Genomic DNA, 14,497 nt, shown 5'->3' with positions numbered 1-14,497 from the left:
TCAGCCACTCGGACACCTCACCATATTGTATTGCTGCCTGACCGCTTGGGGGGCAACGGGGCGCTACTATAGGGAGTTGCGCTAAAACGGTCAAGCAGAATTTACGTGTTAACTCTCGTTTGGTTACACAGTGTACATATTCCTCCGCCCGAACCGGCGCGGAGGATATAATTAACGCTGAGAGTCCAGTTTTTCGCCGTTGGTCACAACTTCCTGGGCTTTGCTGTAGCTTTCGATCAGCAACTGATAAGCCGGGAAGACTTTGGTATACACTTCCGCCCACTCAGCGGCGTCTTCACGGTTCCATGTCCCCTGTATTTCAGAAGCGACTGCAGCGGTATCCATCGGCACGACACCAGCCTGAACCACGCGAGCCAGGGTGATTTCCTGCGCCATCTTGCTGTAGGTACCGGACGCGTCAATCACCGCGAAGACCTTGTAACCTTCAGCCACTGCGCTGATGGCCGGGAAAGCCATGCAGACACTGGTGATCGTACCGGCGATAATCAATGTCTTACGACCCGTTGCTTTTACCGCGTTCACGAAGTCTTCGTTATCCCAGGCGTTGATTTCACCTTTACGCGCTACGTATTGGGCATGCGGCGCATTGGCGTGGATCTCCGGGATCAACGGGCCGTTAGGTCCCTGCGGTACGGATGCCGTGGTAATCACCGGCATTTTCGCCAGGGTCGCCATTTTAGCCAGCGCAGCGGCACGTGCACGCAGTTCAGGCATTGGCATATCGCCGACGGTCTGGAAAAGCCCACTCTGATGATCGATAAGCAACATGACGGAATCATTCACATCGATAACCGGACGTGAGCCATTAAAGTTTGCAGGACTGGACATATTCTTCTCCTTCGATTCAGATTTGGCCAAAACGGCCGGAGTTAAAATCGCGTACAGCTTCAGCGATTTCTTGTTTCGTGTTCATAACAAACGGGCCGTAACCTACAATCGGCTCGTTCAACGGTTCGCCAGACAGCAGCAGCACGATGGCATCGCTGGTGGCTTCAATGTGCAGCGTTTTCCCCTGCTGGCTTAGCACTACCAGTTGCGCTTCGCTGGCTGGCGTGGTCCCGTTTACAGTGATATTGCCTTTCAGTACCACCAGTGCGGTGCTCCATCCTTCCGGCTGAGACAAAGTGAGCTGATGATTACGTTGTAGTCGCATATCCCAGACGTTCAGCGGCGAAAAGGTATGTGCAGGCCCTTTGGTTTCCTCGTAGCTACCCGCAATAACGCGAACGCTTCCTGTTTCATCAGGCAGAGCAACCGTGGGAATAACATCGCTGGTGATGCTCTGATAACCCGGCGCGGCCATTTTGTCTTTTGCCGGCAGGTTAACCCACAGCTGTACCATTTCCAGTTCGCCGCCCCGACGGGTAAATTCCGGTGAATGGAACTCTTCGTGTAATATTCCTGCACCTGCGGTCATCCACTGCACGTCGCCGGGACCGATAATGCCGCCGCGACCGGTTGAATCACGGTGTTCAACTTCGCCGCTGTAAACGATGGTCACCGTTTCAAAACCACGGTGAGGGTGTTCGCCGACGCCGCGCTTTTCGTTACCCGGTGTGAACGTATGCGGACCGGCGTAATCCAGCAGCAGGAATGGACTTAACTGCTCTGCATGAGACTGGTAAGAGAACATTGAGCGAACCGGAAATCCATCGCCAACCCAGTGTGGGCGAGGTGCGGTGTAGACGCCTGTTACTTGTTTCATTTGTGTCTCCTCAGTGGCGTTGTCTTGATGTGAATAAGCTTATATTCATGACAGCGAATTGAGTAGTCGCTAAAATGGTCTTCACTGTCTCATAAATAGGACAATAAAATGACAAAGCCGGATCTCAATGATTTTGCCTGGTTTGTACATGTTGTAGAGGAAGGTGGATTCGCAGCGGCGGGACGTGCGCTTGATGAACCGAAATCAAAACTGAGCCGACGTATTGCGCAACTTGAAGAGAGGTTGGGGGTTCGACTTATTCAGCGAACCACCCGGCAGTTTAACGTGACTGAAGTCGGACAAACATTTTACGAACACTGTAAGGCGATGCTGGTGGAAGCGCAGGCGGCGCAGGATGCTATTGCGGCTTTACAGGTTGAGCCGCGCGGCGTTGTAAAACTGACTTGTCCGGTCACCTTGTTGCATGTGCATATTGGGCCAATGCTCGCCCGATTTATGGCCCGTTATCCCGATGTTTCCGTGCAGCTTGAGGCGACGAACCGCCGCGTTGATGTGGTAGGCGAAGGCCTGGATGTGGCGATTCGCGTCAGACCTCGTCCATTTGAGGATAGCGACCTGGTGATGCGGGTACTTGCAGACAGGGGACACCGGTTATATGCCAGCCCGCGATTAATTGAACAAATGGGCGCGGTCAACTCTCCGGCGGAATTGACCCGTTGGCCGGGGCTGAGTCTGGCATCGGGTAAACATGTGCATCGCTGGGAGTTATTTGGCCCACAGGGCGCACGGGCGGAGGTGCATTTCACGCCGCGTATGATCACCACTGATATGCTGGCGTTACGTGAAGCTGCGGTTGCCGGTGTGGGGGTTGTACAACTGCCGCAACTGATGGTGAAAGAACAATTAGCGGCGGGTGAACTGGTGGCATTGCTCGATGGTTGGGAGCCTAAGCGGGAGATTATTCACGCAGTCTTTCCGTCTCGTCGGGGATTACTGCCCTCAGTACGCTCATTGGTGGACTTCTTAACAGAAGAATATGCGCGGATGTTTGAGGATTAAATACCTGTCCTCAGCCTATAAAAAAGGCCGGTTAAACCGACCTTTTATTATCTGGACGCCATTCGGGCGTTAAAAACAATCAGCGACTACGGAAGACAATGCGGCCTTTGCTCAGGTCGTACGGGGTCAGCTCAACAGTCACTTTGTCGCCCGTCAGGATGCGGATATAGTTTTTACGCATTTTACCGGAGATGTGTGCAGTAACCACGTGACCGTTTTCTAACTCTACGCGGAACATGGTATTAGGTAACGTATCGAGAACGGTACCCTGCATTTCAATATTGTCTTCTTTGGCCATCTAATCCTCTGGGGTATCACTACCGTAATTTGAACCGGCAAGATAATGCCGAAGTTCTTTTAATAAGTAAAGATTTGTGCGTTTAAAACACAGCAAATCGGGTTTGGCGCATTACTCTAACCGCACACGGCAAAGCCGCACTTAAAGCGTAACGTGTAAGGGAACGAGGAGATAAACGATAGGCGTTGCCTGGCGCGAACTGTTCCTTAACGGCGGCGGGGTAATGGGCTAAACCAACTCTGCGGCACAATTATAACACCCCGACAAAAAATGTGCCGAAAACATTCACCCCTGAGGCGAAAATAACGTCCTTGGTATCCAGAAATGGCTCGGTAGCCGCTGCTGACGCAGTATGCTCAGCTGCTCAAGGTACTCCCGCCGCGGGGTTTCGATGGCGCCCAGGGATGCTGTGTGGCTATTTAATACCTGGCAGTCGATTAATTTTCCGCCCTGACGGATAAATTCCGTGCAAAAAACAAGTAGTGCAGTCTTGGACGCATTTTCCTGACGACTGAACATTGATTCGCCACAAAACAGCGTACCTTGCGCCACGCCGTACATGCCGCCGACTAATTCATTTTGTCGCCATACTTCAATTGAATGCGCATGTCCCAGTTCGTGCAGACGATGGTAAGCGTCCACGACATCGTGTGTGATCCAGGTACCTTCTTCCCGATCGTTCGCACAGCCTTCAATCACCTGACCGAACGCGTAGTTGAGCGTCACACGATAAGGCGAATTTTTATGAAAGCGTTTCATGCTGCGACTGAGGTGAAAGTTCTCAGGCCAAAGAATGGCGCGCGGATCGGGTGACCACCACAGAATAGGGTCGCCGGGAGAAAACCACGGGAAAATACCGCGCTGGTAGGCCATCAACAGGCGGGCAGGGCTAAGATCGCCACCCAGCGCCAGTAGACCGTTAGGCTCGCGTAGAGCGCCTTCCGGTGATGGGAAGGCTATAGAATGGCGGGACAGTTGCACCAGGCGCATGACAGCGAAACTCCACTACGCGAGTTTGATCGTTCAATAATAGCTTACAGACGTTGCTTAAACTGGTAATAACGCCCCTGCCTGGCTAACAGATCTGCGTGATTACCTTGCTCAATAATTTGTCCGTTGTCCATCACTATTATTTGATCAAAACGCGACAATCCGCGCAGACGATGTGTGACCATCAGGACGGTTTTGTCCTGCATCACATCGCCAATTAATTCAAGCATTTGGCTTTCCGTTGTGGCATCAAGCCCTTCGGTAGGCTCGTCCAGCAGCATCAGCGGAGCATCGTGCAACAAGGCGCGGGCGATAGCCAGACGACGGAGTTCGCCGCCAGAAAGCTGACGACCACCTTCACCCAACCAGGCATTGAGTCCATCGCCATCAAGCAGTTTGTCCAGCCCGACGTGGCACAGGATCGCGGATAATGCTTCATCGCTGGCGTGCGGTGCTGCCAGCAGCAGGTTATCGCGAAGCGTAGCGCTGAACAGATGTACGCGCTGTGGCACGACGCTGATGATTTGACGCAGCGTGGCTTCATTCAGGGCTGAAAGCGGTCGATCGTTAATCAGGATTTCGCCACTCTGCGGATCCCATGCGCGGGTCAGCAATTGCAGCAATGTTGATTTTCCGCAGCCGGTGCGACCCAAAATAGCGATGTGCTCACCGGGTTTTGCCAGCAAGGAAAGGGTGTCGAGTGCTTTTTGCGTCTGCCCCGGATAGCTGAATGAAACCTCACGCAGGGTAAGGGTGAGCTGCTCAGAAACCGGAGATTGGGTATCCGGGAAGGTGACTTCTGGCTGCTGTTCGATCAGTTCGGTGATGCGTAATGCAGAGGCGATAACCTGGCCGAGATGCTGAAACGCGCCGGTGACAGGCGCTAATGCCTCAAACGCAGCCAGCGCACAGAAGACGAACAGCGCAATTAGCGCGCCTGGCTGAGTGTTGCCGCCCACGCCGCCTGAGGCCATCCATAACATCATAATCACCGCCAGCGCGCCGATTAACAGCATGATAGCCTGCGACAGTGCCGTTAATTCGGACTGACGTCGCTGCGCTTCATGCCACTGCAATTCGGTGGCTTCCATTTGAGCGCGGTAGCGTTCGCTGGCGCCGAAGATGGTCAATTCAGCCTGGCCCTGCAGCCAGGAAGTTAACTGCTGACGATATTGCCCGCGCAGATGCGTCAGGCTTTGCCCGGTACTCTTGCCTGCCTGATAAAAGAGTGGGGGCAGAATGAATAAGGTCAGCAGCATAATCCCGCCGAGGGTGACCGCCAGCGTGAAATCGAGAACGCTCAGTCCCAGCGTGACCACCATGATGACGACAAATGCTCCCACCAGCGGAGACAGAACGCGTAAATAAAGGTGATCAAGCGTGTCGACATCAGCCACGACGCGGTTAAGTAATTCACCTTGTCCATAGCGGGACAGGCCAGCAGGGGAGAGCGGTAGCAGCTTGCTGAAGGTATAAATACGCAAATGTTGCAGCACACGGAACGTGGCGTCGTGGCTGACCAGACGCTCGAAATAACGGCCTGCGGTTCGGGTGATTGCCGCACCACGGACGCCTGCGGCGGGGAGCATGTAGTTAAAACTGTAAATTCCGGTGACGCCCACCACCGCGGAAGCAGACAGGAACCAACCTGAGAGCGTCAGCAAGCCAATACTTGCAAGCAGCGTAACGATCGCCAGAACGATGCCCAGCGTTAACATCCATTTGTGACGTTTGTACAGCGTCAGATAGGGTAGCAAAGCGCGCATTTAGATATCCTCCTGACGATGAGCCAGTAGTGTTGCAAAAGCACCGTTGGCAGCGCTAAGTTCATCCCAGCTACCTTGTTCAACAATCTGACTATCCTGCATGACCCAGATAGCGTCCCAGTCGGCAAGATCTTCAAGCTGGTGTGTCACCATCAGCGTGGTCTGGCGGCGCGATGCTGCGTTCAATGCCTGCATCACGCGTTGTTCACTGTGGGCATCAAGGCTGGCTGCGGGTTCGTCCAGCAGAAGCAACTGACACGGATTAAGTAAGGCGCGCGCCACGGCCACGCGCTGCGCTTGACCAACAGAAAGTCGGGCCGCCTGATCGCCGACTGGCGTATCTACGCCCTGCGGCAACAGCGGTAAAAACTCGCTCACCCAGGCACTGTCGAGTGCGGCCTGAAGCTGTTCTTCACTGGCATCGGGCCGTGCCAGCAGTACGTTATCGCGTAATGTGGCGGCAGGGAGCTGCGGGTTTTGCCCAACCCAGGACAGCTGTTTGCGCCAGGAATCAGGCGACAGGTCGCGTAGTTCAAAACCGTTAATCCGCAGCGACCCCTGATAAGAAAGAAAGCCGGACAGAACATTCAGCAGCGAACTTTTTCCGGAGCCGCTACGCCCCACCACCACCGTACGTTGACCTGCTGCCAGGGTAAAGTTGAGCGGCCCCGCAAGCACTTTGCCTTCCGGCGAGGTGATGACCAGATCTTGCGCCTCAATTGAAACGGCATCTTTCGTCGCCAGCTCAATCTCACCACGCTCAGGGTGCGCCAGCGGGGTTTCCATAAAGGTTTTCAGACTGTCTGCAGCTCCAACGGCTTGTGCTTTGGCGTGATAAAACGTCCCAAGATCGCGCAGGGGTTGGAAAAACTCCGGTGCCAGAATGAGCGCCAGGAAACCAGACGCCAGCGTGACGCCCATGCCGTAGTGACCGAAGTCGAGCTCGCCGAGGTAGGAAAAACCGAAGTAAACCGCAACCAGCGCAATAGACAGCGACGTAAAGAACTCAAGGACGCCAGATGACAGGAATGCCAGGCGCAGGACTTCCATGGTGCGCTGGCGGAAATCCTGTGATGCTGCGCGAATACTTTCTGTTTCGGCTTCACCGCGACCAAATATTCTCAGCGTTTCCATACCCCGAAGGCGATCGAGGAAATGACCGCTGAGGCGGGCAAGCGCCTGAAAGTTGCGGCGGTTAGCGTCGGCTGCGCCCATACCGACCATCGCCATAAACAACGGGATCAGCGGGGCGGTTCCGAGCAGAATAAGCGCGGCTACCCAGTTTGACGGAAATACGGCCGCCACAATCAACAGGGGAACGCATACGGCCAGCGCCATTTGCGGCAAATAACGCGCATAGTAATCATGCATATCGTCAATCTGCTCGAGGATCAGCGTAGCCCAGCTCCCGGCTGGTTTACCCTGTATCCAGGCCGGACCCGCCTGTTGCAGGCGATCCAGAACCTGGCGACGAATCTCAAAGCGAATATGTTGCCCGGCGTGAAACCCGACGCGTTCGCGTAACCAGACAACCCATGCGCGCAGGATGAAAACCAAAATCAGCACGATGAAAGGGAGCAGCAGCGCCTCTCGGGGGATGTTGCCCATGATCATATGGTCCAGAATTCGGGCCATGAGCCAGGCCTGAGCGACAATTAACAGGCCGCTCACGAATCCCAGCAGGCGTGAAATATTCAGCCACCGTTGGGAAATTACACTTTGCTGTTTTAACCAGCGGGTCAGCTCTTTTTGACGGGTTTTATTCATTGCACGCTTAGCAGGTGAGTTATTGGAATTTTTGGGCAGGACAATGTTACAACGAGGCAAAAATAAAGGCGACTTATAGTCGCCTTTTTTACTTTTGTTACTGATTTGTAAAACTTATTTGCAAGCGTCTGCCAGACCGTCGAGATAACGTTCTGCGTCAAGCGCAGCCATACAACCCGTGCCCGCAGAAGTGATCGCCTGGCGATAAATATGGTCCATCACGTCACCGGCTGCGAAGACGCCTGGAATGCTGGTTTGCGTCGCATTGCCGTGAATACCGGACTGAACTTTAATGTAGCCGTTTTCCAGTTCGAGCTGACCGTCGAAAATGGCGGTATTCGGGCTGTGACCGATGGCGACAAACAATCCCGCAACGTCTAGTGATTCGACGTTGTCAGCATTTTGCGTATCGCGCAGGCGCAATCCGGTTACGCCCATTTGATCGCCAGTCACTTCTTCCAGCGTACGGTGCGTATGCAGCACGATGTTGCCGTTTTCCACTTTATCCATCAAACGCTTGATAAGAATTTTCTCAGCACGGAAGCTGTCGCGACGGTGAATCAAATGTACTTCAGACGCGATATTCGCCAGATACAACGCTTCTTCAACAGCGGTATTACCGCCGCCGATCACCGCAACTTTTTGGTTACGGTAGAAGAAACCGTCGCAGGTGGCACAAGCGGAAACGCCGCGGCCTTTAAATGCTTCCTCTGAAGGTAAGCCCAGGTAACGTGCTGACGCGCCGGTGGCGATGATCAATGCGTCGCAGGTGTATTCACCGCTGTCGCCGGTCAGACGGAAAGGGCGGTTTTGCAAATCAACTTTGCTGATGTGATCAAAAATGATTTCTGTCTCAAATTTGGATGCATGTTCGTGCATACGTTCCATCAGCAGCGGGCCAGTAAGATCGTGCGGATCGCCAGGCCAGTTTTCCACTTCTGTTGTTGTGGTCAGCTGACCACCTTTTTCCATACCGGTAATCAGTACCGGTTGCAGGTTAGCGCGTGCAGCGTAGACCGCAGCGGTATATCCCGCAGGGCCTGAGCCCAGAATAAGAAGTTTACTGTGTTTGGTTGCGCCCATGAGATCCCCATAGTTGTTGGCAGGCAATGAGCAGGATTGTAGGGAATTTACAGGCGTAAAAAAAGAGTATGGCGATTTTGTTAACAATATGTGTAATAGCGGAAACCGATGAACGGCAGATTTAGTCGTAACACTATAACGATTTCTACTTAAAATCGGTCAGTTATAAGGTGATAAAATGACGAATTTCCATCACCGCGACTGAATAACTGGCATGTTGTACTAAAAATCGATGTTTTGCTTTGACAATCCCCTGCTGTTTTGCGAAAACATTCAAGGAAGAAAAAAACTGTGTCATGTATGTGCTGCATAATCATGCATGTAGATACCATGTTTACCGTGTTAGCGAAATCTACGCATGGTGTGGACAGATGCCATTCGTGATGTCGATAGCCGCCGACAGGCAACGGTCTTCTCACCATAAACCCAGACATTGCGAGCCGTAAATCCCTCTGGGTTGCGGTTTATTTTGATGGGGAGCGACTCTGAACAGTGATGTTAGTAGAGTCAGGCAGGAGTAGGGAAGGAATACAGAGAGACAATAATAATGGTAGATAGTAAGAAGCGCCCTGGCAAAGATCTCGACCGTATCGATCGTAACATTCTTAATGAGCTGCAAAAGGATGGGCGTATTTCTAACGTCGAGCTTTCTAAACGTGTGGGACTTTCACCAACGCCCTGCCTTGAGCGTGTGCGTCGGTTGGAAAGACAGGGTTTCATTCAGGGCTATACAGCGCTGTTAAACCCACATTATCTGGATGCATCACTTCTGGTTTTTGTTGAGATAACTCTGAATCGTGGCGCCCCGGATGTGTTTGAACAATTTAACTCTGCAGTACAAAAACTTGAAGAAATTCAAGAGTGTCATTTGGTTTCCGGTGATTTCGACTATTTGCTGAAAACACGCGTACCGGATATGTCAGCATACCGTAAGCTGCTGGGGGAAACCCTGCTGCGTCTGCCTGGCGTAAATGACACACGTACTTATGTAGTAATGGAAGAAGTCAAACAGAGCAATCGTCTGGTAATTAAGACGCGCTAACACGGAACAGGTGCAAAATCGACGCAGTTTGATTACACTCCTGTTAATCCATACAGCAACAGTGCCGGGGCAACCCGGTGCTGTTGTCCGTTTTAGCATCGGGCAGGAAAAGCCTGAAACCTGGAGAGCCGTTTTTGAGCCAGGAATACACTGAAGACAAAGACGTCACATTGACGAAGTTAAGCAGCGGGCGCCGACTTCTGGAAGCGCTACTGATCCTTATTGCCCTTTTTGCCGTCTGGTTGATGGCTGCCTTACTCAGCTTTAACCCTTCGGATCCCAGTTGGTCGCAAACCGCGTGGCATGAACCTATCCATAACCTGGGAGGCATTCCCGGTGCATGGCTGGCGGACACGCTGTTCTTTATTTTTGGCGTCATGGCCTACACCATTCCGGTCATTATTGTCGGCGGCTGCTGGTTTGCCTGGCGACATCAGGCCAGCGACGAATACGTCGATTATTTTGCCGTTTCACTGCGCATTATTGGCGTTCTGGCGCTGATTCTCACTTCTTGCGGGCTGGCCGCCATTAACGCTGATGACATCTGGTATTTCGCCTCTGGCGGGGTGATTGGCAGCCTGCTCAGCACTACGCTACAGCCATTACTGCATAGTAGTGGCGGTACACTTACGCTTTTGTGCATCTGGGCTGCGGGATTAACGCTGTTTACCGGCTGGTCATGGGTGAGCATTGCTGAAAAACTGGGCGGCTGGTTACTTAATATCCTGACATTTGCCAGCAACCGTACCCGCCGCGACGATACCTGGGTCGATGACGAAGAATATGAAGATGAAGAAGAGTTTGTCGACGCCGCTGATGGCAAACCAAACGAATCGCGTCGGGCTCGAATTCTGCGCGGTGCGTTAGCGCGCCGTAAACGCCTGGCTGAGAAATTTACCAATCCGCTGGGCCGTCATACTGATGCTGCGCTGTTCTCCGGCAAACGCATGGATGATGAAGACGACATCGAATACAGCGCCCGTGGCGTGGCCGCCGATCCGAACGATGTGCTGTTCTCTGGTAATCGGGCAACATTGCCTGAATACGACGAACTCGATCCACTGCTGAACGGTCATTCGGTGACAGAGCCAGTAGCCGCCGCAGCAGCAGCCACAACGGCATCTCAGGCCTGGAGCGCGCCGGTCGACCCGCTGTTGCAAACGTCGCCAGTTACCAGCACCGTTATGGAACAGTCGACGCCAGCCGTTGCCTGGCAATCCGCGCCTGGCCCGCAAGCCGGTGAGGCGGTTATTGCGCCAGCGCCTGAAGGTTATCCGCAGCCAGCCGAATATGCTCAGCCTGCGGTGCAGCAGCCGTATGAGCCATGGCAACAGCCGGTTGCACAGGAAAATCCACAGCCGGAATATTACGCGCCACAGACGCCTGAGCCGGTATATGCGCAATCCGTCGCGCCGCAGCCGCAGGAATTCACTGCGCAGCAAAACTGGCAGTCGGAACCTGTTTATCACCCGGAGCCTGTGCCGCAACCTGTCTATCAGCAGGAGCCAGACTTCCAACAGCCTTCTGCGTTCCAGCAACCTGTGGTTGAACAACCTTCCGTGGTGGAACCTGAGCCAGTCGTTGAGGAGACGAAACCGTCTCGTCCGCCGCTCTACTATTTTGAAGAAGTCGAAGAGAAACGAGCGCGCGAGCGTGAGCAGTTGGCCGCCTGGTATCAGCCTATTCCAGAACCCGTTCAGGAGCCTGAGCGTGTTAAGCCGTCTATGCCATCTATGCCGACGGCAGCCTCCATTCCGCCCGTTGAGTCTGTTGCTGCCGTTGCGCCGATGGCTGCCGGCGTGAAAAGCGCCGCTTTGGGGGCAGGTGCCGCAGCCGCAGCACCTGTCTTTAGCCTTGCGGGTGGCGGTGCGCCGCGTCCGCAGGTAAAAGAAGGCATTGGCCCGCAGTTACCGCGTCCGAATCGTGTGCGTGTGCCTACTCGTCGTGAGCTGGCTTCATATGGCATAAAACTGCCCTCACAGCGTATGGCTGAAGAGAAAGCTCGCGAAGAGCAGCTTGATACAGATGCGTACAGTGACGATGAAATGGATGCAATGCAGCAGGACGAGCTGGCACGTCAGTTTGCCCAGTCTCAGCAGCATCGTTATGGCGAAGAGTATCAGGACGATACCCACCAGGCTGATGACGATGATTCAGCCGCAGAAGCGGAACTGGCTCGCCAGTTTGCCTCTTCCCAGCAGCAGCGCTATTCCGGCGAACAGCCTGCCGGGGCGAATCCGTTCTCGCTTGATGACTTTGAATTTTCGCCAATGAAAACGCTGGTGGATGACGGTCCGCATGAGCCGCTGTTTACGCCAGGCGTGATGCCGGAGCCTGCGCCGCAGTACCAGGAACCTGTCGCACCGCAGCAGCATTACCAGCAACCGGCACAGCCTGTCGCGCCGCAGCAGCATTACCAGCAGCCGGTACAGTCAGTTGCACCACCGCAGCATTATCAGCAACCGGCACAGCCTGTCGCGCCGCAGCAGCATTATCAGCAGCCGGCACAGCCTGTTACACCGCCGCCGCAGGATAGCCTGATCCATCCACTGTTGATGCGTAACGGCGACAGTCGTCCGGTTCAGCGTCCGAGTACGCCGCTGCCATCGTTAGATCTGCTCACGCCGCCGCCGAGTGAAGTTGAGCCGATTGATACTTTTGCACTTGAACAAATGGCGCGTCTGGTAGAAGCGCGTCTGGCGGACTTCCGTATTAAAGCCGATGTAGTGAACTACTCTCCTGGCCCGGTTATCACCCGCTTTGAGCTAAACCTGGCGCCAGGGGTTAAAGCCGCGCGCATTTCCAACCTGTCGCGAGATCTGGCGCGTTCGTTGTCAACTGCTGCGGTTCGCGTGGTCGAGGTTATTCCTGGCAAACCGTATGTCGGTCTGGAATTACCGAACAAAAAACGGCAAACCGTTTATCTGCGCGAAGTGTTAGATAACGCGAAATTCCGTGATAACTCGTCTCCGTTGACTGTGGTATTGGGTAAAGATATTGCGGGCGAACCGGTTGTTGCCGATCTGGCGAAAATGCCGCACCTGTTGGTGGCAGGGACTACTGGTTCCGGTAAGTCGGTTGGGGTGAACGCCATGATCCTCAGCATGCTGTACAAAGCGCAGCCAGAAGACGTTCGCTTTATCATGATTGACCCGAAAATGCTGGAGCTGTCGGTTTATGAAGGCATTCCGCATCTGTTGACTGAAGTTGTGACCGACATGAAAGATGCTGCCAACGCGCTGCGCTGGAGCGTCAATGAAATGGAACGTCGCTACAAGCTGATGTCGGCGCTTGGCGTACGTAACCTTGCCGGTTATAACGAGAAAATCGCTGAAGCAGCCCGTATGGGACGTCCGATTCCGGACCCATACTGGAAGCCAGGCGACAGCATGGATGTTCAGCATCCGGTGCTGGAAAAACTGCCGTATATCGTGGTGCTGGTGGATGAATTCGCCGACCTGATGATGACCGTTGGCAAAAAGGTGGAAGAACTGATTGCTCGTCTGGCGCAAAAAGCGCGTGCGGCGGGGATCCACCTGGTGCTGGCAACCCAGCGACCATCCGTTGACGTCATTACCGGTCTGATTAAAGCGAACATCCCGACGCGTATTGCCTTTACCGTGTCCAGCAAAATTGACTCACGTACTATTCTTGACCAAGGCGGCGCGGAATCGCTGTTGGGTATGGGCGACATGCTCTATTCGGCACCGAACTCGACGATTCCTGTGCGTGTACACGGCGCCTTTGTTCGTGATGAAGAAGTTCACGCGGTGGTTCAGGACTGGAAAGCGCGCGGGCGTCCGCAATATGTTGACGGTATTACCTCTGATAGCGAAAGCGAAGGTGGTGCTGGAGGCTTTGATGGTGGCGAAGAGTTAGATCCATTGTTCGATCAGGCGGTGAACTTTGTTACCCAAAAACGCAAAGCTTCCATCTCTGGTGTTCAACGACAATTCCGTATCGGCTACAACCGAGCGGCACGCATCATCGAACAGATGGAAGCGCAGGGAATTGTCAGTGAGCAAGGGCATAATGGTAATCGTGAAGTGTTGGCTCCGCCGCCCTTCGATTGATTGCAAAGTTAAGTAATTCAGTATTTTCTACTTTCCTCATGCTGATTTTTGGCCTGAAATGGATAGCAGAGGGATCTCCCCGTTGGGAGTGACGTATTTTGAGGAATAACGATGAAAAGAATCGCAATCACCTGTGCATTACTGTCGAGCTTTGTGGTCAGCAGCGTCTGGGCTGACGCTGCCAGCGACCTGAAAAGCCGCCTGGATAAAGTCAGTAGCTTCCATGCCAGCTTTACGCAGAAGGTTACGGACGGTAGCGGTGCGGCAGTGCAGGAGGGTCAGGGTGATTTATGGGTTAAACGTCCTAATCTGTTTAACTGGCACATGACGCAGCCTGACGAGAGCATCCTGGTCTCCGATGGTAAAACGCTGTGGTTCTTTAACCCGTTTGTTGAACAAGCTACTGCGACCTGGCTGAAAGACGCCACCGGCAACACGCCATTCATGCTGATTGCACGTAACCAGGCCAGCGACTGGCAGCAGTACAACATTAAGCAAAACGGCGATGATTTTGTGCTGACGCCGAAAACCAGCAACGGTAACCTGAAACAGTTTACGATCAATGTTGGGCGCGACGGGACGATCCATCAGTTTAGCGCCGTTGAGCAAGACGATCAGCGCAGCAGTTATCAGCTGAAATCGCAGCAGAATGGCGCGATTGAACCATCGAAATTCACCTTTACCCCGCCGCAAGGTGTAACGGTTGACGATCAACGTAAGTAGAGGCGTGTG

11 protein-coding genes and 1 pseudogene are annotated in these 14,497 nt (G+C 53.7%); 4 read left to right on the top strand and 8 right to left on the bottom strand.

Features of this window, described 5'->3' with window-relative positions; all coding sequences use genetic code 11:
* Positions 1-171 precede the first annotated feature (171 nt).
* Both FDX04_RS18470 and FDX04_RS18465 read right to left on the bottom strand, forming a co-directional pair.
* Positions 172-849 (bottom strand): isochorismatase family protein, encoded by a 678-nt coding sequence (locus tag FDX04_RS18470; protein WP_042309503.1) that lies wholly within the window; start codon positions 847-849, stop codon positions 172-174.
* A 16-nt stretch (positions 850-865) separates the two neighbouring features.
* Positions 866-1,726, bottom strand: coding sequence for a pirin family protein (locus tag FDX04_RS18465; protein WP_042309501.1), 861 nt, complete (start codon positions 1,724-1,726; stop codon positions 866-868).
* A 108-nt stretch (positions 1,727-1,834) separates the two neighbouring features.
* Here FDX04_RS18465 and FDX04_RS18460 point away from each other — a divergent pair, with 108 nt between their 5' ends.
* A complete protein-coding gene (locus tag FDX04_RS18460; protein WP_137371316.1) occupies positions 1,835-2,746 on the top strand; it encodes a LysR family transcriptional regulator in 912 nt (303 codons plus the stop codon).
* Between the two features lie 79 nt (positions 2,747-2,825).
* Here the strand turns inward: FDX04_RS18460 and infA are convergent, their stop codons facing one another.
* The 6 genes and pseudogenes from infA to trxB form a co-directional block, all read right to left on the bottom strand.
* The gene (infA, locus tag FDX04_RS18455; protein WP_002211347.1) at positions 2,826-3,044 is read right to left on the bottom strand and encodes a translation initiation factor IF-1; all 219 of its coding nucleotides are present in this window, start codon (positions 3,042-3,044) and stop codon (positions 2,826-2,828) included.
* Positions 2,972-3,329, bottom strand: a pseudogene (locus FDX04_RS18450) (hypothetical protein). The gene infA and the pseudogene FDX04_RS18450 overlap by 73 nt, the downstream one beginning before the upstream one ends.
* Entirely contained in the window at positions 3,330-4,034 is a 705-nt protein-coding gene (gene aat / locus FDX04_RS18445) for a leucyl/phenylalanyl-tRNA--protein transferase (RefSeq protein WP_042309498.1), read from the bottom strand. It lies immediately after the preceding pseudogene.
* 44 nt (positions 4,035-4,078) lie between these two features.
* Positions 4,079-5,800, bottom strand: coding sequence for a cysteine/glutathione ABC transporter ATP-binding protein/permease CydC (gene cydC / locus FDX04_RS18440; RefSeq protein ID WP_137371315.1), 1,722 nt, complete (start codon positions 5,798-5,800; stop codon positions 4,079-4,081).
* Complete coding sequence (cydD, locus tag FDX04_RS18435) at positions 5,801-7,567, bottom strand: cysteine/glutathione ABC transporter permease/ATP-binding protein CydD (protein WP_137371314.1); 1,767 nt, start codon at positions 7,565-7,567, stop codon at positions 5,801-5,803.
* A 114-nt stretch (positions 7,568-7,681) separates the two neighbouring features.
* Positions 7,682-8,650: a thioredoxin-disulfide reductase gene (trxB, locus tag FDX04_RS18430; RefSeq protein ID WP_137359925.1), complete on the bottom strand. Its 969-nt coding sequence runs from the start codon at positions 8,648-8,650 to the stop codon at positions 7,682-7,684.
* Between the two features lie 547 nt (positions 8,651-9,197).
* Between trxB and lrp the strand changes: the two genes are divergently transcribed.
* The 3 genes from lrp to lolA all read left to right on the top strand — a co-directional run bounded on the left by lrp (position 9,198) and on the right by lolA (position 14,488).
* Positions 9,198-9,692 carry a leucine-responsive transcriptional regulator Lrp gene (lrp, locus tag FDX04_RS18425; RefSeq protein WP_002439523.1) on the top strand — a complete coding sequence of 165 codons (495 nt, stop codon included), beginning with the start codon at positions 9,198-9,200 and terminating at the stop codon, positions 9,690-9,692.
* A 134-nt stretch (positions 9,693-9,826) separates the two neighbouring features.
* The gene (gene ftsK / locus FDX04_RS18420; RefSeq protein WP_137371313.1) at positions 9,827-13,765 is read left to right on the top strand and encodes a DNA translocase FtsK; all 3,939 of its coding nucleotides are present in this window, start codon (positions 9,827-9,829) and stop codon (positions 13,763-13,765) included.
* A 111-nt stretch (positions 13,766-13,876) separates the two neighbouring features.
* Positions 13,877-14,488: an outer membrane lipoprotein chaperone LolA gene (lolA, locus tag FDX04_RS18415; RefSeq protein WP_085049191.1), complete on the top strand. Its 612-nt coding sequence runs from the start codon at positions 13,877-13,879 to the stop codon at positions 14,486-14,488.
* Positions 14,489-14,497: the final 9 nt, after the last annotated feature.

The organism is Citrobacter sp. wls615 (assembly GCF_005281355.1).
Lineage (GTDB): Bacteria > Pseudomonadota > Gammaproteobacteria > Enterobacterales > Enterobacteriaceae > Citrobacter > Citrobacter werkmanii.
This window is presented reverse-complemented; position numbering and strand designations above follow the sequence as displayed.